General features: G+C 35.9%; 20 protein-coding genes. 13 read left to right on the top strand and 7 right to left on the bottom strand.

Features of this window, described 5'->3' with window-relative positions; translation table 11 throughout:
* The first annotated feature begins 114 nt into the window (after positions 1–114).
* Positions 115–489, top strand: coding sequence for a hypothetical protein (locus QWY86_RS08475; protein ID WP_290240856.1), 375 nt, complete (start codon positions 115–117; stop codon positions 487–489).
* Positions 490–528: 39 nt separating this feature from the next.
* Here QWY86_RS08475 and QWY86_RS08470 read toward each other — a convergent pair whose 3' ends face one another.
* Positions 529–777, bottom strand: a complete 249-nt coding sequence (locus QWY86_RS08470) for a hypothetical protein (RefSeq protein ID WP_290240854.1) — start codon at positions 775–777, stop codon at positions 529–531.
* A 291-nt stretch (positions 778–1,068) separates the two neighbouring features.
* Between QWY86_RS08470 and proB the strand changes: the two genes are divergently transcribed.
* Positions 1,069–2,148: a glutamate 5-kinase gene (gene proB / locus QWY86_RS08465; RefSeq protein ID WP_290240852.1), complete on the top strand. Its 1,080-nt coding sequence runs from the start codon at positions 1,069–1,071 to the stop codon at positions 2,146–2,148.
* Positions 2,149–2,328: 180 nt separating this feature from the next.
* Positions 2,329–3,576: a glutamate-5-semialdehyde dehydrogenase gene (locus QWY86_RS08460; RefSeq protein WP_290240850.1), complete on the top strand. Its 1,248-nt coding sequence runs from the start codon at positions 2,329–2,331 to the stop codon at positions 3,574–3,576.
* Between the two features lie 140 nt (positions 3,577–3,716).
* Here QWY86_RS08460 and QWY86_RS08455 read toward each other — a convergent pair whose 3' ends face one another.
* Positions 3,717–5,099, bottom strand: a complete 1,383-nt coding sequence (locus QWY86_RS08455; RefSeq protein WP_290240849.1) for an MBL fold metallo-hydrolase — start codon at positions 5,097–5,099, stop codon at positions 3,717–3,719.
* Positions 5,100–5,347: 248 nt separating this feature from the next.
* On the opposite strand from QWY86_RS08455, the gene QWY86_RS08450 reads away from it, so the two are divergent.
* The 5 genes from QWY86_RS08450 to QWY86_RS08430 all read left to right on the top strand — a co-directional run bounded on the left by QWY86_RS08450 (position 5,348) and on the right by QWY86_RS08430 (position 9,796).
* The gene (locus QWY86_RS08450; RefSeq protein WP_290240847.1) at positions 5,348–5,650 is read left to right on the top strand and encodes a DUF2752 domain-containing protein; all 303 of its coding nucleotides are present in this window, start codon (positions 5,348–5,350) and stop codon (positions 5,648–5,650) included.
* Between the two features lie 4 nt (positions 5,651–5,654).
* Complete coding sequence (locus tag QWY86_RS08445) at positions 5,655–6,023, top strand: NINE protein (protein ID WP_290240845.1); 369 nt, start codon at positions 5,655–5,657, stop codon at positions 6,021–6,023.
* A 303-nt stretch (positions 6,024–6,326) separates the two neighbouring features.
* Positions 6,327–7,424, top strand: a complete 1,098-nt coding sequence (locus QWY86_RS08440; RefSeq protein WP_290240843.1) for a Nif3-like dinuclear metal center hexameric protein — start codon at positions 6,327–6,329, stop codon at positions 7,422–7,424.
* Positions 7,424–8,167 (top strand): zinc ribbon domain-containing protein, encoded by a 744-nt coding sequence (locus QWY86_RS08435; protein WP_290240841.1) that lies wholly within the window; start codon positions 7,424–7,426, stop codon positions 8,165–8,167. Before QWY86_RS08440 ends, QWY86_RS08435 begins: the two co-directional genes overlap by 1 nt.
* A gap of 147 nt (positions 8,168–8,314) precedes the next feature.
* On the top strand, positions 8,315–9,796 hold the full coding sequence (locus tag QWY86_RS08430) for a YfgM family protein (RefSeq protein ID WP_290240840.1): 1,482 nt from the start codon (positions 8,315–8,317) through the stop codon (positions 9,794–9,796).
* Here QWY86_RS08430 and QWY86_RS08425 read toward each other — a convergent pair.
* From QWY86_RS08425 to rsfS, 4 genes are all read right to left on the bottom strand, one after another.
* Entirely contained in the window at positions 9,793–10,866 is a 1,074-nt protein-coding gene (locus QWY86_RS08425) for a 3-oxoacyl-ACP synthase III family protein (RefSeq protein WP_290240838.1), read from the bottom strand. The two genes, QWY86_RS08430 and QWY86_RS08425, sit on opposite strands and share 4 nt — an antisense overlap.
* A 71-nt stretch (positions 10,867–10,937) precedes the next feature.
* Entirely contained in the window at positions 10,938–11,582 is a 645-nt protein-coding gene (locus QWY86_RS08420) for a LutC/YkgG family protein (RefSeq protein ID WP_290240836.1), read from the bottom strand.
* A gap of 87 nt (positions 11,583–11,669) precedes the next feature.
* Entirely contained in the window at positions 11,670–13,697 is a 2,028-nt protein-coding gene (ftsH, locus tag QWY86_RS08415) for an ATP-dependent zinc metalloprotease FtsH (protein WP_290240833.1), read from the bottom strand.
* A gap of 25 nt (positions 13,698–13,722) precedes the next feature.
* Complete coding sequence (rsfS, locus tag QWY86_RS08410) at positions 13,723–14,097, bottom strand: ribosome silencing factor (RefSeq protein WP_290240831.1); 375 nt, start codon at positions 14,095–14,097, stop codon at positions 13,723–13,725.
* Positions 14,098–14,141: 44 nt separating this feature from the next.
* On the opposite strand from rsfS, the gene QWY86_RS08405 reads away from it, so the two are divergent.
* The 4 genes from QWY86_RS08405 (at position 14,142) to pfkA (ending at position 18,177) form a co-directional block, all read left to right on the top strand.
* Positions 14,142–14,918, top strand: a complete 777-nt coding sequence (locus QWY86_RS08405) for a biotin--[acetyl-CoA-carboxylase] ligase (protein WP_290240829.1) — start codon at positions 14,142–14,144, stop codon at positions 14,916–14,918.
* 7 nt (positions 14,919–14,925) lie between these two features.
* Positions 14,926–15,375, top strand: a complete 450-nt coding sequence (locus QWY86_RS08400; RefSeq protein ID WP_290240828.1) for a protein-disulfide reductase DsbD domain-containing protein — start codon at positions 14,926–14,928, stop codon at positions 15,373–15,375.
* Positions 15,376–15,500: 125 nt separating this feature from the next.
* Positions 15,501–17,201, top strand: coding sequence for a protein-disulfide reductase DsbD family protein (locus QWY86_RS08395; RefSeq protein ID WP_290240826.1), 1,701 nt, complete (start codon positions 15,501–15,503; stop codon positions 17,199–17,201).
* Positions 17,194–18,177: a 6-phosphofructokinase gene (gene pfkA, locus QWY86_RS08390; protein WP_290240824.1), complete on the top strand. Its 984-nt coding sequence runs from the start codon at positions 17,194–17,196 to the stop codon at positions 18,175–18,177. Before QWY86_RS08395 ends, pfkA begins: the two co-directional genes overlap by 8 nt.
* A gap of 87 nt (positions 18,178–18,264) precedes the next feature.
* On the opposite strand, the gene QWY86_RS08385 is transcribed toward pfkA, so the two are convergent.
* On the bottom strand, positions 18,265–18,588 hold the full coding sequence (locus QWY86_RS08385; RefSeq protein WP_290240822.1) for a heavy metal-binding domain-containing protein: 324 nt from the start codon (positions 18,586–18,588) through the stop codon (positions 18,265–18,267).
* A 570-nt stretch (positions 18,589–19,158) separates the two neighbouring features.
* Between QWY86_RS08385 and QWY86_RS08380 the strand changes: the two genes are divergently transcribed.
* Positions 19,159–22,188 (top strand): DUF2135 domain-containing protein, encoded by a 3,030-nt coding sequence (locus QWY86_RS08380; protein WP_290240820.1) that lies wholly within the window; start codon positions 19,159–19,161, stop codon positions 22,186–22,188.
* Positions 22,189–22,249: the final 61 nt, after the last annotated feature.

The raw sequence follows: 22,249 nt of genomic DNA, 5'->3' as shown, positions 1-22,249 counted from the left end.
ATGCTGTTTTTGACTTACAATTTATTCGTTGGCATAGTGATTGTAAACCTGATGTTACAATACCTAACCGAATTTGCTGTCTACCGCAGCAAATTCTTAATTGAAAAACAGAACATGAAAAAGACAATTCAAATTTTTAGCGTGCTTTTAATCGCGTTAACAGTAATGGTATCTTGTAAAAAAGATACTGCCCCTTCAGACAGAGATTTTTTTGTTGGAACCTACACCGGAACAGTATCTTACCGTAGCGGTACAACTACCATAAACAGTACCGATGGTAAAGTAACTGTAACCAAGGTTGGAGAAAATTATAGATTCTTCTTCGGTAGCGGCATCCCAGATATTACAGGTGTTAAGTTTGAGAAAACAGACGACAACACTTACGTAAGTATTGGAACTGGATTAACCGGCATAAGTGTCAATGCAAGTAGCCTTAAAATATTGGTTTCAAAAGATGGTGAAACCTGGACTGCAAATTGTACCAGATAGTTAAATAAAAAAAGTCCTGATGCAAAATCAGGACTTTTTTTACGCTTCTTCTTCATCCTCGTCCTCGGGCACATATTTTTCAATGGCTTGCCCAATCGCATTAACTTCTTCATCTTCCTCAAAAATCGGAAGTTCAGTTTTATAATCCATTTTTAACCAAATAGAAGAGGTATCTTTCTGTATTTGGATATACTCTTTTCCATCTTTAAAAATGGTATATTGGTCGTTTCCTTCAGGGAAAACCGAATAATTTACCGGGCCAATTTCTATATCAAATGGTTCTTCCATCACTACTTTTTTCAACAAAGATAAACCTAAAAACGGAATAATTAATTGCTGAAAAAGATTTGGAAATTAATGGTCTGTTTTTACATGGCGGTTTGCTGTCCCGCCATCCGCTTTACTCCGTTACACTCCGTGCTCGCTATTGTCGGTTTTAAGAACGAAGTTTATATCTCTTGGCAAAACCGAACTATGCGCAAAAATTACCATTTTCGTAAAATTTCGCCTTTGCATTGATATTGATGTAAATTGAAAAAATAGATGTTAAATTGCCGCATCAAATGTGGTTTTAATAGAATGAAATTAGCTTACAAGAAAATAGTTGTTAAAATTGGGTCTAACGTAATTACTCAAGCAAACGGATTACCAGATGAATCGCGGATTCAACATTTGGTTAGTCAATTGGCTGAGATAAAAAAGCAAGGAATAGAAGTAATTCTGGTTTCATCTGGTGCAGTAGCATCAGGTAGAAGTTTGATAAAAGTTTCTGAAAAGCAAGATGCGGTTACAACCAGACAATTATTAGCAGCTATTGGGCAAGTAAAACTGATTAACACTTACTCCAATTTCTTCGAACCATATAAAATAAAATGTGCACAGGTTTTAGTTACCAAAGAAGATTTCAGAGATAGGGCACATTACCTCAATATGAAAAACTGCATGCAAATTTTGCTGCAAAATGAGGTAATTCCTGTTGTCAATGAAAATGACGTTGTATCGGTTACAGAGTTAATGTTTACCGATAATGATGAGCTGGCGGGTTTAATTGCATCAATGTTAAATGCAGATGCACTCATTATTCTATCAAACGTAAATGGTATTTACAACGGCGATCCTAAAGTAGAAGGTTCAGAAGTCATTGAAGAAATTTCTGGTTCAGTTTCGAATCTGGCTTCATTTATTCAAACCGGAAAATCACAATTTGGTCGCGGCGGTATGATAACTAAATCTACTATGGCACAGAAAGTTGCAAAACTTGGCATAACTGTTCACATCGCTAACGGAACTACTGATAATGTTCTTACAGCTTTACTGAATAAAAACCTTATACACACACGCTTTGTTCCCGAGAAAATTAAATCGGGTAAAAAGAAATGGATAGCGCATTCAGAAACTTCTGCAACCGGAGTAGTTATGTTAAATAATGGTGCAAAAGAAGTTTTAATATCAGGCAAAGCCACAAGCTTATTGCCAATTGGTATAATCGAAATTCAATCCGATTTTTTGAAAGGCGATATTATTAAGATTGTCGATGAAAAAAATCAACTTATAGGCTTAGGTATAGCAGAATATGGTTCTGATAAGGCAAAGGAAAGAATTGGACTAAAAAAACAAAAAGCGTTGGTACATTACGATTATTTTTACTCAGCGATTTAAATATTTTACCGCAAAGAACACAGAGCGTTAGCGCAAAGAAACGCAAAGCCAATTGTTTCATTACAAGCGCTTAACTTTGTCTCCTTTGCGAAAAACTTGGCACTTAGGGGTTAATTATAAGCAAAATGCTATTTCGAGCCAGTCTTGATACTTGATTCTCGCTACTTGATACTATAAAAAATGGACTACAAACAATACTTCGAAAAGGCACAACAGGCAAGCCGTACAATGGTGGGTTTGAGCAAAGAAAAAACCAATGCAGTATTAGCTGATGTAGCTGATGCTTTGGTTTTTCGTTCTGCAGAAATTTTAGCTGAAAACGCTAAAGATTTGATGAAAATGCCTCAAGAAGACCCAAAATATGATAGGCTTAAACTAACCGAACAACGCATCGCAGATATTGCTAATGATGTAAAAAATGTTGTTAAATTGGATAGTCCTTTGGGTGAAGTGCTTTCCGATAAAACGCTTGAAAATAAACTACATATTCAGAAAGTTCGGGTTCCGCTCGGTGTTGTCGGTGTAATTTACGAAGCCCGCCCAAATGTAACTGCCGATGTATTTTCCCTTTGTTTTAAAACAGGAAATGTTGCCGTTTTAAAAGGAGGGAGCGACGCAGAATTTTCAAATCTGGCCATTACAAAAGTGATTCAAAATGTTTTGAAAGCACATGATGTTAACCCTGATGTTTTAACTTTATTGCCAACTGAAAGAGCTGCAACAGAGGCTTTGCTAAATGCAAGGGGATTTGTTGATGTATTGATTCCTCGCGGAAGCCAATCATTAATTAATTATGTTCGAGAAAATAGTAAAATTCCGGTTATCGAAACCGGGGCAGGCATTGTTCATACTTATTTTGATGAAAGCGGCGATTTAGAAAAAGGAAAAGCAATAATTTTCAATGCAAAAACTAGAAGAGTAAGCGTTTGTAATTCTTTAGATTGCGTATTAATTCATCAAAACAGAATTAATGATTTATCAGCACTCTTATCGCCTTTGGCTGATGCAAAAGTTAAGATCTTCGCAGATGAAAAGAGCCATGCATTTTTGAAAAACGCTTACCCGACAGCTTTTTTGCAAAACGCTACAGCCGAACATTTCGGTACAGAATTTTTATCCTTAAAAATGGCGGTTAAAGTTGTTGAAGATTTAGATTCAGCATTAAATCACATTTCCATTTACAGCTCTAAGCATAGTGAGGCTATTATTTCTGAAGACACAGAAAATATTATAAGATTTTTAAATGAGGTAGATGCTGCTGCGGTTTATGCCAATGCATCAACAGCATTTACAGATGGTGCGCAATTTGGCTTGGGCGCAGAAATAGGCATTAGTACACAAAAACTCCACGCCCGCGGACCAATGGGGCTTGAGGAATTGACCAGCTATAAATGGGTAGTTAGAGGCGATGGACAGGTGAGGATGTAGGATTCATTTACAGTCATTCTGAATACGATGAAGAATCCCCAAGCGATGGAATGCTTACTTTCATTTATCGGCAACCACTTCTTGTTGTTTTTTGCAACTATGCTACAGATTCTTCGCTGCGCTCAGAATGACAGGTGAGATTAAATCTCAAACATCTCTCCTTTTTCTGGCGCAACAACATTGAAACCTTCAGCCTGCAAAGCAGAGGTTAAACTCTGCAAACTTTGATCCTCACCATGCACCAGAAAAATCCTTTTCGGATGACCAGTTTGTTTAACAGTTCGTACCAAATCATCATGGTCGCCATGGCCGCTTAATAAATCCGTTTGGCGAATGGTTGCATAAACCATCATTTCACGATCTTTAATTCTAACAATTGGTGCGCCACTTAAAAGTTTGTAACCCAGTGTTCCTTTGGCACAATAACCAATAAAAAGAATGGTGCAATAATAGTTTTGTATATTGTAGTACAAATGATCTTGGATTCGTCCGCCTTCTAACATCCCTGCTGAAGAAATGATAATGCAAGGATCGAAATAATTAGAAACATCCTTACTTTCCTTCATGGTTTGAACGTAAGCCAAATGCTCAAATTCAAATTCATCACCCATGGTTTTGTAAAAATCTTTAGCTTCTTGGTTAACCAGATTATGATGTTTACGATAAACATCGGTTGCCTGTATAGCCATTGGACTATCAACAAATATTTGCACAGGCGGCAAAAGCTTTTTTGTAAATATTTGGTTTAGCGCAAAAACCAGCGATTGCGTTCTGCCAATACTAAATGCCGGGATAATTAACCTCCCTGGAGATTTAATGCAAGCTTCCTCAATCTCTTTTACCAACCTTTCTTCCAAAGTTTGGTCTTTGGTATGGCATCGACCGCCATAAGTAGATTCACATACAAAATAATCTACTTCGGGCATTGGTTCAGGCTTTACCAATACCGGATAATTTTCCCGACCAATATCACCAGAGAAAGCAATTTTTTTCTCTTCACCGTTATCATTTATGGTTAAAACTGCTGCCGCAGCACCTAATAAATGTCCAACCGGAATAAAGGTTAAACTAATATCACCATTTATTTTGAAAGGCTTATTGAATGCTATCGTTACAAACCTATCAATTGTATCCATTACATGCTTGTGCAGATACAAAGGTTTTGGTGCGTTAAAATTTCCTCGTTTGGTGCGTGGTTTTCTGCTCTGCTTCCGTAAAAAAAGTTCTACCGAATCGAAAAGTAAAATAGATGTTAAATCGGCAGTTGGTGGCGTACAAAGCACTTGTCCATCAAAGCCGAGCCTAACAAGCGTAGGCAAATTGCCCGAATGGTCAATGTGAGCGTGTGTCAAAATCACCAAATTTATATCCGATGGGTCGAAAGGAAATTGTTGATTATCTTCCTGATAAGTTTCCCTTTCATAATCCAAACCACAATCTATAAGTATTTTGTAATGCCCAACCTCTAGCAGGTGCATACTTCCGGTTACTTGTTGTGCAGCCCCCCAAAACGTTAACTTCATCTTCTAATCTTTCAGTAAATTGTTGGTGTAAAGTAGTACAATTGCTTCAATTTTTAAACAACAGGTGATAATTTTTTGGTAATTGGCGCTTTATTGAACGGTAACTTTACTCCTAAACAGTTATTTAACACGATTTCTTCGTGGCCATTGGCGAGTTTGTCGATATTTAGTTTCGGTTTGTCGAATTAGGCTTTAATTGGCGTAACAAAAAACTTATCATTGTTTCTAATTAATATAAAACGAGTAAAATGAACTACTTTAAAAGCTTTCCGATAGAATTATTTTTCTGGGTTGCAGCTTTAGTATTATTGGCAACTTCCAATGCCCATGAACATCATTTTACACTTTGCCCGCTGGCAAATTTAGGCTTCGAAAGTTGGTGCCCTGGTTGCGGATTAGGCCGCTCGATTAGCCATATTTTCCACGGAGAATTTGCCGAAAGTTTTAAACAGCATTGGTTCGGATTTCCGGCGCTGACAATAATTGGTTACAGAATAATAGTTTTAATTAACAACATAACACAAAATAAGCACACAATATCAAAAATATAATATTATGGATATTTATCAATCACCTCTAATGTCGTTACCAGGTATAACGCCAGAAGAATTTTCATACTTACAACAAGCAACTACAGGTTTAACCGAGCAACAATTGCGCAACTTTTTGATGGTTTACAGTAGTAAAAGGAAAAATCCGTCAGATATGTTAATTTTCTGCATCATCGGTTTATTGGTTGTTCCAGGTTTGCAACGCTTCATTATCGGGCAAATTGGAATGGGTTTACTTTATTTATTTACAATTGGCCTTTGTTTTATCGGTTCAATCGTAGATATTATTAACCACAAACAACTTGCTTTTGAGCATAACCAAAAAATGGCCTTCGAAAGTTTGCAAATGGTTAGAATGGGTGGGTTTCAATAATTAAATAATAAAGCTTGACTAATTTAATTTATTGGAAAAGCAATAACAGAACCTTTTTTAAGCGTTCGTCCCGCTATACATTTCAAGTCCGCACCCGATGAAAAATCGGGATTGCGGGCTTTTCATTTCTATCGCGTTTAGATTGCAAATGCTGTAATACTTAGGTTTGGTTTTACAAGCAAAGTTCATTTCTATACTTTCAGTTTAATTTGCAAAAAATTGAGTTTTACCACTTCAATTAAAACCTCTATTTCAGATTAAATTCCTCTGCAACAAAAACCTCAAAATTTCTATCTTTATACCATGAGATTATCAGAAATCACGAATTACCTCGAAAGCATTGCGCCATTAAATTATCAGGAAGATTACGATAATTCTGGTTTAATTGTTGGCGATCCAAATATGGAAATTCGTGCCGCTTTAGTAGCGCTTGATTGTGTAGAAAAAATTATTGATGAAGCCATTTCAACAGGATGCAATCTTATTATTACCCATCACCCAATCGTTTTTAAAGGTTTAAAAAAGTTCAACGGAAAAAATTATGTAGAGCGGGTTGTGCTCAAAGCAATTAAAAATAATGTTGCATTGTATGCAATACATACCAATTTAGATAGCGTGCATACAGGCGTTAACGCCAGAATATGCGAAAGATTGGGTTTAACTGGAATTAAGGTTTTAGCACCAAAATCAGGTATTTTAAAGAAATTGGTAACCTTCTGTCCGCAGGCACAAGCCGAGCAATTGCGTCAGGCGCTTTTTTACGCAGGCGCAGGCAACATTGGTAATTACAGTGAAACCAGTTTTAACGCTAACGGCACAGGTACTTTTAAGGCAAATGAATCTGCAGAACCCTATGTTGGCGAAAAAGGCGTTCAACATCACGAAGCAGAAATCCGTATAGAAACCATTTTTCCTGTACAGGCGCAAAGGAAAATTTTAGTCGCACTTTTCGAAAACCATCCTTATGAAGAAGTTGCATATGATATTTATAATCTTGAAAATAAGCACCAGCAAGTTGGCTCGGGCATGTTGGGTTGGTTAGAATATGATATGGATGCTTACGATTTCCTCCACCTGGTTAAAGATAAAATGAATGCAAAAGTTGTTCGCCATACATCTGTATTACCTAAAAGGATAAAAAAAGTTGCGGTTTGTGGAGGTTCGGGCAGCTTTTTATTGAAAGAAGCTATTGCTGCGGGGGCAGATGCTTTTATCACCGCTGATTTTAAATATCATGAGTTTTTTGATGCAGAAGAAAAAATCATCATTGCGGACATCGGACACTTTGAAACTGAACAATTTACATCAAATTTATTGGTTGAAATTATTCAGAAAAAATTTACTAACTTTGCAATCCGTTTAACGGAGCAAAATACAAACCCCATAAATTACTTGTTTTAATGGAACAAACCGTAGAACAAAAGCTAAAGGCTTTATACGAATTACAAAATATCCACACAAAAATCGATAAAATCCGTCAGGTTAGAGGCGAATTACCAATGGAAGTTGCCGACCTTGAGGATGATGTGTTAGGGTTAGAAACCAGAATCCAGAAAATTAAGTCAGAGCTTGATGATCTTGAAGATTCTATCGTAACCCGTAAAAATACAATTAAAGATGCGCAAGCAGCTATAAAAAGATACGATACTCAATTAAAAGAAGTTAAAAACAATCGTGAATACGATGCTTTGACTAAAGAAATTGAAATTCAAGGATTAGACATTCAGGTTTCTGAGAAGAAAATTAAAGAACACGGTTTCGAAATTACTTCTAAAACTGAAATCTATCAGGCTGCTTTAACAGATTTAGAAGGCAGAAAGAAAGATTTAGAAATTAAGAAAAACGAACTAGGTGTAATTACTTCTGAAACTGAAAAAGAAGAGCAAGATTTACAAGCTAAAGCTGATAAATCTGAACCAGCTATAGAGGAACGTTTATTAGTAGCTTACAAACGTTTACGCAAGAATGCTGTAAATGGCTTGGCGGTTGTTACAATCGATCGTGATTCATGTTCTGGATGTTTCAATCAAATTCCACCTCAACGTCAGTTAGATATCCGTCAACGTAAAAAAATTATCGTTTGCGAGCACTGCGGACGTATTTTGGTTGATGAGGCTTTAACGCAAGAAGTTGCTGAAGCTTAATTCAAATTAAAAATTTATAAAAAGGTCTTGAAAATTTCAAGGCCTTTTTTGTTTTTAAAGCAAAAACTTTTTTAATTGTAGTAATATTAGATTTGAGGTACAATATTTGTTAATTAGCAATTTAATTTTACACGCGAATACTACAGCATGACCAAAAGCTTACGATTATTTTTTCTAATCGCTCTCCTTACTCCATTCTCCGCATTTTCAAATTTCGATTTTAATGCAAATTGCCTTAAGGCATATAAAAGTATTTTTGAGTTAAAACTGGGTAATGCAAGAGCGTATATCTCAACAGAAAAAAGATTAAGACCCAACAATTCAATCATTCCTCTGCTAGAGAATTATGTAGATTATTTTGTACTCATAACTTCTGATAGTAAAGCAGAATTTGATAGACTTAAAGGAAATAAATCGGCTCGGTTAGATAAAATAAGCGATGATGATAAAAACTCTCCTTTTTACTTATATGCACAGGCAGAAATCAATCTTCAATGGGCTTTAGCCCGCGGTCGTTTTGGAGAATATTTTAATGCTGCACTCGAAATCCGTAAAGCAAACAATCTTTTACAAGAAAACGCTAAAAAATTTCCAAACTTTGTGCTTAATACAAAAGGATTGGGTCTAATTAATGCAGTGATGGGAAACTTACCAGATGGTGCATTAAAAAGTACACTGGCAACTTTTGGTATTAAAGGTAATTTGCAAAACGGATTGAACATGCTAGATAAACTTGCAGAAAGTTTGCCAAAAACAACATACGAGCCATTTTACGAAGAATTGGTTTTTTATTACGCTTACGTTTTAAGTGATGTTGCTCACAGCCCAACAGCCTATTCAAAAACGATGAAGTTTACTGAACGCATAGCAGATTCGAGTTTACTGAAAAGCTATTTACAAGGATACATTTGCATTAAAACCGGGCATAATGATGAGGCTATTTCAATTCTAAGTAAACGACCAGATGGTGCTACTTATCAACCCTTTCCGTATCTAGAATATCTTGAAGGCGTAGCACACTTAAATAAGTTAGATTTATCGGCAGCAAATTATTTAAACAAGTTTTTACTAACGAATAAAGGCGTAAATTATATAAAGGATTCTAACCTTCGCTTAGCATGGATTGCCCTCTTAAAGGGTGATAAAAATGCTTATTCATCATATGCAAAGAAAGTTGTTGATGGCGGATACAGTTATTATGACAAGGATAAACAGGCACAAAGTGAGGCTACGGCTCCCGCTCCGCCCATTGATTTATTAAAAGCCAGATTACTTTTTGATGGTGGTTATTTTACCAAAGCACTACAGCAACTTGATAATAAAGAGGTTGGAAACTATTCATCTGACAAAGATAAAACAGAATTTACGTACCGAATGGGCCGCATTTACGATGATTTGGGTAAAGATGATGTGGCGATTAATTATTATCAATTGACAATAAACCAAGGGAGAAATTTAAAGTACTTTTTTGCGGCTAATGCAGCTTTACAAATGGGAAAGGTTTATGAGAAGAAAGGAAATAAGATAAAGGCGAAAGAGGCTTTCAATACGGCAATCGCCATGAAAAATCACGAGTACGAAAACAGTATTGAAAGCCAGGCAAAAGTTGGGCTTAAGCGTCTTAATTAAAATCTATAAACGAAAGCATTAATGTGCATACCTGCTCCAACTGAAGCGAACACTGCTACATCGCCTTTTTTTACTTTATAACCTTTAACTTGCTCCTTTAGCACTAAATCTAGCAAAGTTGGCACTGTAGCAACACTACTATTCCCTAACCAGGAAATAGTCATTGGTACTAAATTTTCTGGAACTGTATCTAAGCCATATAACTTAAATAAACGCTTCATAATTGCGGTATCCATCTTGCCATTTGCTTGATGCACAAAAACAATATTAACATCCTCAACACTTAAACCAGCCTTATCAATAGCTTTTTTAATAACCTGAGGAACCTGAACAACAGCAAATTCATATAGTTTGCGACCATTCATTTTAAGGTAGAAGTTGCCACTCGTTTCCTCAGGGTGAGAACCTTTGCCCATTGTTAAAAGATTGCCATGATTTACAGCATGGGTTTCAGTTTTATGCGCTAGAATTCCTTGTTTTTCTTCTGTTTTAGCTTCGAATATCACAGCACCTGCACCATCAGAAAATATCATACTATCCCTGTCATGCGGGTCGATAATTCTAGAAAGTGTTTCTGCGCCTATAACTAATACTCTTTTAGCATCGCCGCTTTTAATATAATAATCTGCCTGTATTGCACCCTGAACCCAACCTGGGCAACCAAAAATGATATCATAAGCTACACAATCAGGGTTTTGGATTCCTAGCTGTTGTTTAACTTTAGATGCTAAGGAAGGTAAAACATCAATTCTATTACTGTTTAATGGAATATCACCAAAATTGTGGCAAAAAATTATGTAATCTAAAGTTTCTTTATCAATGCCTGCATTGTCAATTGCTTTCTCTGCTGCTTTTGCTCCGATTTGATTGCTCAATTGGTCTGGGCAAGCATAACGTCTTTCGACAATTTCTGTTATTTCAGAAAATTTATGAATAATTTCTGCATTTTCTTTTTCTATTCGATTTCCGTTTTCGAAAAAAACAGAATTTAGAAAATCATTCCCTAAAATAACATTTTCTGGAATATAACTTCCGGTTCCGGTAATTACCGTATTTATTGTTGTGCTCATAATTATAATACCGCATACTAAAACGGTATGTAGTATAAAACTATGGTTAATAAATTATAAATGAAAATTTTTTAACTAAAATCATCAATTAAAAAAACGAAAAGCTCTTTTGGCCCATGCGCGCCGAGAACCAATGTTTTCTCAATATCGGCGGTTCTGCTTGGACCGGTGATATTGCTAATCATTGACGGAATTGGGTTTCCATACTTATTTTTAAGCATTTGAAAAGCATCTTTCAAATCTAAAACAAGTTGAGTGGTTTTAGCAATAACAATATGATGATGAGGGAATATACTCAGTCTCCTTCCAGCAGCACCTTGATTGCTTACCATAACGCTACCATTTCTTGCAATTAATGATTCACACAAAGTGATGCCAACTTCTGCCTGGTCAAAATCTTTATCAGTTTGGTAAAAAGGAAATTCATACTTAGAAAGAAAAGCTTGTAACTCCGGTTCCCAACAATAAATTTTGCGCCATTTATATTGGTCCGCTAGTTGAAGCATATTTTCAAAAAAATCAATACCATCTTCGCAAAAGATAAAATTTCCGGCTACGGCACTAAGCTGTTCTGCAAACAAAACCTCTAACTCATCAGTATTTTTTTTATACAGAGGTGATTCTTCTAAATTTGGATAAGGGTTTTCACGCTTCTCTAACAGCGCTTTTCTTATCTTTTTTAGCATTTGCTCCTTCGCCGTGGTATTGTCTTTCATCAAACTAAAAAAATAAAACCTTGGATATGAACATCCAAGGTTTCAAACTTATGCATAAATGTTATTTTTTAAAAGGATTTTAATCCATTAAGCTTCAATTGGCGGTATATTATTAGTCCCGGAACCATGAGGAGCTTCTACAGCGTTTTCAGAAACAAAAAGACGCTTTCCGAAAATAGTTTCCAAATCATCTTTAAACAGAACCTCTTTTTCAATTAAGATATCTGCTAACTGGATTAACTTATCTTTATTCTCTTCCAATAAATTAATCGCTCTTTGGTATTGACCTTCAATTAGTGCAGAAATTTCCTTATCAATAAGTAAAGCAGTTTCTTCTGAATATGGCTTGTTAAAGTTGTATTCATTCTGACCTGAAGAATCGTAATAAGTAATGTTACCTAACTTATCATTTAAACCATAAATGGTAATCATCGCTCTGGCTTGTTTGTTTACCTTTTCCAAATCGCTTAAAGCACCAGTTGAAATGGTATCAAAAATTACTTTCTCAGCCGCACGACCACCCATTGTAGCACACATCTCATCAAGCATTTGGTGTGGACGAACAATTAAACGTTCTTCTGGTAAGTACCATGCCGCACCTAAACTCTGTCCGCGAGGCACGATTGTAACTTTGATAAGTGGAGCAGCATGTTCTAACATCCAGCTTACTGTTGCATGGCCAGCTTCGTGAATGGCAATTGCTCTTTTTTCTGATGGTGTTACAATTTTGTTTTTCTTTTCTAAACCGCCAACAATTCTGTCAACAGCATCTAAGAAATCTTGCTTATCTACCGCAGATTTATTTTTTCTTGCTGCGATTAAAGCCGCTTCATTACAAACATTTGCAATATCCGCCCCAGAGAAGCCTGGTGTTTGTTTTGCTAAAAATTCGGTATCCAAGCCTTCCATCATTTTGATTGGCTTAAGGTGAACTTCGAAAATTTCTTTACGCTCTCTAACATCCGGTAGATCAACATAAATCTGTCTGTCAAAACGACCAGCTCTTAATAAAGCTTTATCCAAAACATCAGCACGGTTTGTTGCGGCTAAAATAATAACGTGAGTGTTTGTTCCGAAGCCATCCATTTCTACCAAAAGTTGGTTTAATGTGTTTTCACGTTCGTCGTTTCCACCCATTACACCGTTTTTACCACGAGCACGACCAATTGCATCAATCTCATCAATAAATATGATACATGGCGATTTATCTTTAGCCTGCTTGAATAAATCTCTTACTCGAGAAGCACCAACTCCAACAAACATTTCAACAAAATCAGAACCTGATAAAGAGAAGAATGGAACCTGTGCCTCACCAGCAACAGCTTTTGCAAGTAATGTTTTACCAGTACCAGGCGAACCAACCAATAAGGCGCCCTTTGGAATTTTACCTCCTAAAACGGTATATTTTTGAGGGTTTTTTAAGAATTCTACAATCTCTTGAATTTCTTCTTTTGCACCTTCAAGTCCGGCAACATCTTTAAATGTTACCTTTAAGTCATTCTTTTCATCAAACAATGTAGCTTTTGATTTTCCGATACTGAAAATCTGACCGCCACCACCTGCACCACCGCCCATTCTGCGCATCATAAATATCCAAAAACCGATTAGTAATAATACTGGAAGAATGATGCTCAAGAACCAACTCGCGAGTGGATTGCTACGAGTATCTTTTTCTGCCGGAATTTGTTGGTCTGCAGGTAGTTCTTTTTGCGTTTCAGCCAGTTTTTTATCTAACGCATCGAAACTGCCCTCATTAAAATAAAAAGTTGGTCCAGTTGCGGAGCCAAATGAGTTTTTTGCCCTAAAGTCCTTATAAAGAGGTTTTTTTTCTAAACTATCCTTTTTGATAAAAACTTCAACTTTAACTAAATCTTCTGATTTATAGGCTACAATTCGTTGAACATCACCCTTTAAAAGCATTTTCGATGCAAAATCGTTATAATCAATTTTCTTCGTGGTATCGCCAGTAAAAAAATACTGTGCGGCAACAATTGCGATAATTATAGCGGCATAAACCCAAAAAATATTAAATTTTGGTCCTTTTTGTGGTTTCTTAGGAATATTTGGTAACTTCTTTCCCGGTTTGTTTTCGTTTGTATTTTGATTATCGTTCATTTCTGTTTTTCAAAATTTTGAATGGTTAAGCGCTTTTGTAATTTGTGCTTTCAGCATCGCCCCATAATTCTTCAATGCCATAAAAGTGGCGCTTTTCGGTTTTAAAAATGTGCACAACCACATCAAAATAATCTAATATTATCCAATCTGCCGATTCAAAACCTTCTTTATGTCTTGGATCTGCCTGAGTGGCTTTATATATTTCCTTTTCTACACTATCTGCAATAGCTTTAACCTGTGTGCCAGAATTGGCACTACAAATAATAAAAAAATCGGCAACAGAGCTGTGGATATTTCGAAGGTCTAACCGCACTATATCTTCCCCCTTTTTTTCTTGAACGCCATGAACAGCTAATTCAGAAAGGTATGTAGAAAGGTTTACAATTTTCTTTTTTACCATTAAAATGCTTTAATTTTGGAATTAAAATACTATAAATTCAACACTTGCAAAATAACACTTTTTCAACACTATTTGTTGGTCAAAATATCATCAAATTAAAAGAGGTTGATTCTACTAATAATTATTTAAAGAATTTGGCTTCAAAATCCGAGCCATTAACAGAGGGTACTGTAATTATGGCAGACCATCAATTTGCCGGGAGAGGACAACAGGATACAATTTGGCAAACTGAGCCGGGAAAAAACATCAGTGCAAGTATACTTTTAAAGCCTGCTTTTCTTCCAATTTCTAAACAATTTTATTTGAATATTGCTGTTAGCGTTGCCATAAGTGAGGCTTTGTCATTTTTTTTGCCAGAAAAAGTAAACGTGAAATGGCCCAATGATATTTACTACGAAGGTAAAAAACTCGGAGGCTTGCTAATTGAAAATTCACTGACAGGCTCTGTTATAAAATCATCGGTAATTGGCTTTGGTTTAAACATCAATCAGGAAAAATTTCATCCCCAACTTCAGCAAAAAGCAACATCTGTATTTCAAATTTTACATAAGAATGTTGATTTACAGCTCGTAATGGAAAAAATATTCGTTTATATGGAGAAATACTATCTAAATTTGAAATCAGAGAAGTATAGTTTTCTTCAAAAAACGTATTTAGCGCAGCTTTTGAATTTTAACACCGCTGCCAAATACAAACAAAACGGTCAGGTTTTTGAAGGAATTATAAAAGGCGTTAGAGAAAACGGTATTTTAGCGATGGAGATTAATGGCGAAATACATGATTTCAATTTTAAAGAAATAGAATACATACACACAAAATAAACACACAATGAAAAAGATCACCTTGGTACTTTCTTTAGTACTATTTACGATTATGGGCGCATTCGCTCAGATAGAAAGACCCGTAACATGGTCATATGTTGCAAAAAAGGTAAGTAAAACTGAAGCTATTTTATACATCAAAGCTTCAATTGATGATAAATGGCACATTTATTCTCAAAATGTAAAAAGTGGCGGCCCCGTAAAAACCACTTTCGCATTTACCCCATCTAAAGATTATGCACTTATTGGTAAAACTGCAGAACCTAAAGCCATAACTAAATACGAAAACACCTTTAAAATGAACGTAAGTTATTTTGAGGATCAGGTTATTTTTCAGCAGAAAATTAAACTAAACAAAAGCACTACCGCAGTGAAAGGTAAAGTAGAGTTTATGACATGTAACGACAGAGAATGTCTCCCTCCGGAAGAAGTTGAATTTAGTATTCCTGTAAAATAGGTAATAGAAACAAACAGAAAGAGTTCCGAAATTTTGGAACTCTTTCTGTTTAAAGTAAAATCTACGTTGTCAGTTCTTATAGATTAATCGTTTTCTGTAATTTCGCCATTTCAAAAACACACAAAATGAAAAAGGTAATATTGTTACTTATGTTTTTTGCAATGCTGACTGCGTTGCCAATTTCAAAAAGTAGCGCACAAAATCAGCAAGACACGGTTAGCGCCATTGTACCTGATGATATTCAGTTTACTGAAGTTGGCTCAGCAGAAGATAAAGCTGCAAATAGTGAAATCAAAGATTCTGTTTCAAAAGACACTGTTACTGCCAAAACAGTTGATGCAGCAAAAACAGTTGAAACCGCTAAAGATTCTCTTTGGACTATTTTTATTGCCGGGTTAATCGGTGGTTTTATTGCTTTTTTCTTGCCATGCATTTACCCAATGGTGCCTTTAACCATAAGTTTTTTTACTAAAAGAGCCGAAACTAAAGGCAAAGGAATACGAGGTGCAATTATATACGGCTTATCCATTATCGTAATATATGTGGCTTTAGGCTTTATAATAACCTTAATATTTGGAGCAGGAGCTTTAAATGAGCTGGCAACTGATGGCATATTCAACATATTCATTTTTGCAGTATTACTTATATTTGGTATATCATTTTTAGGTGCATTTGAAATTACATTACCGAGTTCTTTTGTAAATAAAATTGATTCAAAATCAGATTCTAGAGGCTTAGGCGGCATCTTTTTCATGGCCGCAACTTTAGCGGTTGTTTCATTTTCTTGTACGGGCCCGGTTATTGGCTCTGTTTTAGTTGCGGTGAGCAGCACCGGAGATTATCTTGCCCCGGTTGTGGCAATGTTTGGCTTTTCTTTATCATTAGCCTTAATATTTACAGTTTTTGCCATATTTCCAAGCTGGTTAACTTCTTTACCAAAATCTGGCGGATGGCTAAACTCGGTAAAAGTTGTACTCGGCTTTTTAGAAATAGCATTAGCATTAAAGTTCTTATCAACTGCAGATTTAGCTTATCACTGGGGAATTTTAGATCGCGAAGTATTCATCTCAATCTGGATTGTAATTGCGTTTATCCTCGGCTTTTATCTGTTAGGGAAAATCAAATTTTCTCATGATAGTGATGTTCCTTACGTTTCTATACCAAGATTATTTTTAGGTGGTGCAGCTTTTGCGTTTGCATTTTATTTAATTCCAGGTTTATTTGGTGCACCTTTAAAAGCTGTTAGTGCTTTAGTTCCACCATTATCAACACAAGATTTTGTAATAGGTCAGGAAGGTGCATCTGCTGCTCCGGCTGTTCAGCATGCAAAAAGGAAATATTCAGATTTTCTTCACATCCCTCATAAAATAGATGGTTTCTTCGATTATGAAGAGGCCTTAGCTTATGCAAAAGAGGAAAAAAAACCACTGTTTTTAGATTTTACAGGCCACGGTTGTGTTAACTGCCGTGAAATGGAAGCAAGAGTATGGTCTGACCCACGTGTTTTGAAAAAATTAAAGGAAGATTACATCGTAGTATCATTATATACCGACGATAAAACCGACTTGCCCGAAAATGAGCAATTTGATTCGGTAATTTTAGGTTCAAAAGATAGCCCTGCAAGAGTAAATACGGTCGGTAAAAAGTTTAAACATCTGCAAGCAGAAAGATTTAATACAATTTCGCAACCATATTATGTACTTTTGGGTACCGATGAAAAAGAATTAGTGTCTCCGCCAATTGGAGTAGAATTTGACATAGAAAAATATTTGCAATATCTTGATAAGGGATTATCAGAATTTGCCAAGAAACAAACAAATGAATAAGATAAAAAACATTGGTGTTTTAACCTCCGGAGGCGATTCTCCGGGCATGAATGCCGCAATTAGAGCTGTAGTTAGGGCCTCAATTTATTACGACATTGAAGTAACGGGTTTTCTTCGCGGATACGAAGGATTAATAAATGACGATGCACAACCAATGGATCGTAAATCTGTTGCAAACATCATTCAAAGGGGTGGTACTATCTTAAAAACGGCCCGTAGCGAAGCTTTTAGAACCGCAGATGGCAGACAAACCGCTTACAATAATTTAAAAAACAGAGGCATTGATGCCTTAGTAGTAATCGGCGGTGATGGTACATTTACAGGTGCAAATGTTTTTGCACAAGAATTTGACTTTCCAATAATAGGTTTACCAGGTACAATTGATAACGATTTAGCCGGAACCGATCTTACAATTGGTTACGATTCTGCAATTAATACAGTTATTGATGCTGTAGATAGAATTAGAGACACAGCCGAATCTCACGACAGACTTTTTATTGTTGAAGTTATGGGCCGCGATTCTGGCTTAATCGCTTTACGTAGTGGCATAGGCGTTGGCGCAGAAGCGATAATGATTCCTGAAGCAAACATGAATGCCGATGATATTTTACATAAACTAGAGCACAGTCGTAAAGATAAAGCCTCGAAAATTATTATTGTTGCCGAAGGCGATGATAATGGAGGTGCTTTCAAAGTTGGAGAAATTTTACAAGAAAAATATCCACATTATGACACCAAAGTTTCGGTTTTGGGGCATATTCAGCGTGGCGGAAAGCCAAGTTGCATGGATAGGGTTTTAGCAAGTCAATTAGGTGTTGCCGCGGTAGAAGGCCTAATAAATGGCGAAAGAAGTGTAATGGCAGGACAAATGAACCGGGAAATTGTTTTCACGCCTTTTGACCATGCAATTAAACACATTGATGCAGAAAAAGTAAGTTCAAAATGGTTAAAGTTGATAGATATTTTATCCTTCTAAAAACCAAAAATTATTATAAAAAAGAAAAGTCCTTCCCGCACCGGAAGGACTTTCTCATTTATGTTTGGCTTGCGCCAAAACAATATTTTAATCTTCTAAAATTACCGCAGTTCCGCTTGCTGTAACCATAAGCATACTGCCGCCTGTTCCTACGGTTTCGTAATCTAAATCTACACCAACAATTGCATTTGCGCCCATTGCAGCCGCATATTGTTGCATCTCGTTAACCGCAATATCCTTTCCTTCACGTAAAACACGCTCGTAAGAACCAGAACGACCACCAACAATATCTCTAATTCCTGCAAACATATCCTTAAAAATGTTGGCGCCAATAATGGTTTCTCCCGTCACCAAACCAATATATTTTACTATTCTTTTGCCCTCAACAGAAGGCGTTGTGGTTACTAACATAGTTTCTGTTTTTAATATTAGAGCACATACTTTTTAAAATGTTACATTTTTTTTGAAAATCAAAGTTGTTCGTTAATCGCTTAGTTTCGTCCCGCTTTTTGTTTTAATCTTTTGTCAATGTCAGTTTGAACTTGTCATAAATATGCGCCAAAAGTATTTCCACGTCAATCGGGTTTACTTTACACAGGTTTCTACATCTATTTTAGGTTTATATCCAATTCCTTAAAATAAATTTATGCAATCAATTGAACAAAAATATTTTAATCTTTTGCACAATCAAATTCCGCTTGTTGTTACAGCCCTACAAAGCCTTACCACAAAATCTCCGTTCCGCTTTAACCCGGCCTAACAAATTTTTTGGGATGCAGTATCCAAGCCGACCTACAGACTTCAATACAAAAATTTTCAGCCGGCAATTTTGTTTCTTTTGTTGTCAAAAGAAAAAAGCCCGTCCGGCCAGGACAATATAATCTCAGATATTGCGGAGTATTATCCGGCACACATAAAATTCCTTAAAATAAATTTATGCAATCTTTCAAGGTTCTGCATCAATATGTAAAATCTAATGTTATGAAAGCATCTAAAATCCTACTCATCCTCACGTCGTTATCCATCCCTTTCTTTTCAATCGCACAAATGCCTGTACTAAAAGTTCAAGGTAATAACGAGCAGAAAGAAGCTGTTAACCTAAAAAAGCTAAGTATTGATGTTCAAATCACTGGAAACATTGCAACAACAGTAATGACAATGACTTTCCATAACAATACCAATAGAATTTTAGAGGGTGAACTTACATTCCCGATGCCCGAAGGTGTTACTGTAAGCCGATACGCACTAGATATTAATGGTAAAATGCGTGAAGCTGTTCCAGTTGAAAAAGCAAAAGCTACAGAGGTTTTCGAAAGCATAGAACGTCGTCGCGTTGACCCGGGTTTACTGGAAAAAGTAGAAGGAAATAATTTCAGGACAAGGATTTATCCTTTACCAGCAAATGGCATTAGAACTATAATTGTAGGCTATGAAGAAGAACTTAGGTTTAGTAAAAATCAAGCCTTAAAATATCATTTGCCATTAAATTATAATCAGGCAATTGAAAATTTTGCTTTAAAAACCACTGTTTTTGAAAGTATCTTGAAGCCAGAGTTGAGCGAACAACCCGATGGTAGTTTTGGCTTAAAGGCTAACGGAAATACCTATGTTGGCGAAATCAACAAAATCAATTATCAACCAAAAAATGGCTTAATCATAAGCCTACCAAAACGCAATGATTTACCCGAAGTACAAATGCAAAAGGCTTCTAATGGTTATTATTTTTTGGTTAATGTTTTTCCTAAAACCCAAAGCAAACCAAGGCAATGGGCAAATCATATCGGCTTAATATGGGATAATTCTCTAAGCGGTTTACAACGCGATACCAAAAAGGAAATTGCATTATTGGGTTTAATAATTGCACAAAAACAAAACTTAACAATAAATCTGGCTACACTTAACAATCAATTTAAAAACGCAGGTACATTTATTGTATCTAATGGAAACTGGACTAAGCTAAAAGATGCATTGGAGAAAATTATTTATGACGGTGGAACCAATTTTAGTACAGTAAATCACCAATCTTTCCAGGCAGATGAATACTTTTTGTTTAGCGATGGGCTTTCTACATTTGGTAAAAATGCAATCGCATTAAATAAACCAATTCACACCATAAATACAGCACCGAAAGCAGATTTTAGCACTTTAAAATACATCAGCCTAAAAACCGGAGGACAATTTATTAATCTAAATTCCAATTCTACGCAAGAGGCATTTGCACAATTAAGCCAGGAAAATTTACAGTTTTTGGGTATAAAAAATGGAGCAGATGTTCGTCAGACTTATCCATCTATGCATACAAATCTAAGCGGACATTTATCTTTAGCGGGAATTTTAAATGGCTTAAACACCGAAATTACGCTTCAATTTGGTTACGGAAGTACAGTTACTGCAGAGCAAACGGTGAGGTTAAACGGGACGGAACACGCTTTAAATAGCATTGATGTAAGTAGGGTTTGGGCACAAAAGAAAATTGCCGAAATGGATATTCAATATGAAGCGAATAAAGATGATATTAGCATTTTAAGTAAACAATTTGGAATTGTAACCAGGAATACCAGCTTAATTGTTTTGGAAAATTTGGATGATTACCTGCGCTACGATATTATTCCTCCAACAGAATTAAGAGCGCAATATGATGTGGTTTTAAAACAACGCAGAGCCGATATTCAAGAGCGTAAAACAGATTTATTAAATGCTGCGGTTGCCATGACAAAGGATTTAAAAACATGGTGGAACACAAGTTTTGATTATAAAGAACCTGTAAAAACCAAAAATGACTATCCTACACCAATAAGAATTATAGAGGATGCAGCTCCTTCAGTTGTGCGAAATTCTGTAGTCGCAGCACCAGCTCCGCGTTCGGTCAGTATACCACCATCTCCACCAACCATAGATAGACTTAGCAATGCAGAAGCTAAAAATTCATTAAATGAAGTTACTGTTGTTGGCTATGCGGCTCAAGCCAAAAGAATGGAAACTGCCAGTGCCACCACAATTGTTCGTTCTCAAGCTATAAATGGTAATTCCGCACTAACCGGAAAAGTTGCTGGCCTAATGATTCAGGATAAAAGGAAAACTGTTACAGAACCGCAACCAGCAATAACCATCCCTGAATTTAAGAGCGATAAAGATTACATGAAAAAATTAGTTGGGAGACCAGATAGCGCCTATCAAGCCTATTTAAAAATGCGACCAGATTACATTACTACACCCATGTTTTATTTCGATGTTGCCAATTGGTTTTATCAACAAAAAGATAGCGTTAGGGCTTTAACAATTCTAAGTAGCATAGCTGATTTAGATTTAGAAAATGCTGATTTGTATAAAACACTTGCATACAAACTGAAGCAAATTGGTAACTATAACAGCGAAATTTTTATAACTGAAAAAGTTTTGCAATGGCGGCAAATGGATGCGCAAAGTTACCGTGATTATGCTCTAGCATTAGCCGATGCTGGTTTTTATCAAAAGGCTTTGGATAATTTATACAAAGTATTAACGCAGAGTTACAACACTCAAATTGCCAATAGAGACCAGGGAATTGAAGAAATTGTAATTGCTGAAATTAATAATATGATAACCAAACACGGAAACAAATTGAATTTAAGAGGGATTGATAAAAGATTAATTCAACCTTTACCTGTTGATGTTCGAGTGGTATTAAACTGGAATAAAAACGATACCGATATTGATTTATGGTTAACTGACCCAACAGGCGAAAAGGGTTATTATGGAAATAACCGAACAAAAATTGGCGGAAGAATTAGTAATGATTTTACCGATGGTTACGGCCCCGAACAATTTATGATTAAGAAAGCCGTAAAAGGAAAATATAAAATTGAAGTTAATTATTATGGCGACAGGCAAATTAATATCAGCGGACCGACAACAGTAACAGCCGAAATTTATACACATTATGCATCAGATAAACAACAACGAAGGGTAATTGTATTGCCAATGGCTGCTGATAACAGAAATGGAAATTTAGTTGGCGAATTTAATTTTTAATTAGGCCTTTGTCGTCATTTCGACTGGAGGGTAACGAAGGGAAGAAATCCTTTTTACCAAT

Origin of the sequence: Pedobacter aquatilis (assembly GCF_030409415.1) — a bacterium.
GTDB classification, from domain to species: Bacteria; Bacteroidota; Bacteroidia; order Sphingobacteriales; family Sphingobacteriaceae; genus Pedobacter; species Pedobacter aquatilis.
The sequence above is the reverse complement of the archived record's forward strand: the minus strand, read 5'-3'. Positions and strand labels throughout refer to the sequence as shown.

Excerpts from the sequence above, each read along its gene's own strand:
- QWY86_RS08395 (WP_290240826.1), top strand. The coding sequence starts at position 15,501 with ATGAAAAAGGTAATATTGTTACTTATGTTTTTTGCAATGCTGACTGCG.
- QWY86_RS08385 (WP_290240822.1), bottom strand. The coding sequence starts at position 18,588 with ATGTTAGTAACCACAACGCCTTCTGTTGAGGGCAAAAGAATAGTAAAA.
- QWY86_RS08435 (WP_290240841.1), top strand. The coding sequence starts at position 7,424 with ATGGAACAAACCGTAGAACAAAAGCTAAAGGCTTTATACGAATTACAA.
- QWY86_RS08450 (WP_290240847.1), top strand. The coding sequence starts at position 5,348 with ATGAACTACTTTAAAAGCTTTCCGATAGAATTATTTTTCTGGGTTGCA.
- QWY86_RS08430 (WP_290240840.1), top strand. The coding sequence starts at position 8,315 with ATGACCAAAAGCTTACGATTATTTTTTCTAATCGCTCTCCTTACTCCA.
- QWY86_RS08470 (WP_290240854.1), bottom strand. The coding sequence starts at position 777 with ATGGAAGAACCATTTGATATAGAAATTGGCCCGGTAAATTATTCGGTT.
- QWY86_RS08455 (WP_290240849.1), bottom strand. The coding sequence starts at position 5,099 with ATGAAGTTAACGTTTTGGGGGGCTGCACAACAAGTAACCGGAAGTATG.
- QWY86_RS08460 (WP_290240850.1), top strand. The coding sequence starts at position 2,329 with ATGGACTACAAACAATACTTCGAAAAGGCACAACAGGCAAGCCGTACA.
- QWY86_RS08425 (WP_290240838.1), bottom strand. The coding sequence starts at position 10,866 with ATGAGCACAACAATAAATACGGTAATTACCGGAACCGGAAGTTATATT.
- ftsH (WP_290240833.1), bottom strand. The coding sequence starts at position 13,697 with ATGAACGATAATCAAAATACAAACGAAAACAAACCGGGAAAGAAGTTA.
- QWY86_RS08420 (WP_290240836.1), bottom strand. The coding sequence starts at position 11,582 with ATGAAAGACAATACCACGGCGAAGGAGCAAATGCTAAAAAAGATAAGA.
- proB (WP_290240852.1), top strand. The coding sequence starts at position 1,069 with ATGAAATTAGCTTACAAGAAAATAGTTGTTAAAATTGGGTCTAACGTA.
- QWY86_RS08475 (WP_290240856.1), top strand. The coding sequence starts at position 115 with ATGAAAAAGACAATTCAAATTTTTAGCGTGCTTTTAATCGCGTTAACA.
- rsfS (WP_290240831.1), bottom strand. The coding sequence starts at position 14,097 with ATGGTAAAAAAGAAAATTGTAAACCTTTCTACATACCTTTCTGAATTA.
- pfkA (WP_290240824.1), top strand. The coding sequence starts at position 17,194 with ATGAATAAGATAAAAAACATTGGTGTTTTAACCTCCGGAGGCGATTCT.
- QWY86_RS08445 (WP_290240845.1), top strand. The coding sequence starts at position 5,655 with ATGGATATTTATCAATCACCTCTAATGTCGTTACCAGGTATAACGCCA.
- QWY86_RS08440 (WP_290240843.1), top strand. The coding sequence starts at position 6,327 with ATGAGATTATCAGAAATCACGAATTACCTCGAAAGCATTGCGCCATTA.
- QWY86_RS08380 (WP_290240820.1), top strand. The coding sequence starts at position 19,159 with ATGAAAGCATCTAAAATCCTACTCATCCTCACGTCGTTATCCATCCCT.
- QWY86_RS08400 (WP_290240828.1), top strand. The coding sequence starts at position 14,926 with ATGAAAAAGATCACCTTGGTACTTTCTTTAGTACTATTTACGATTATG.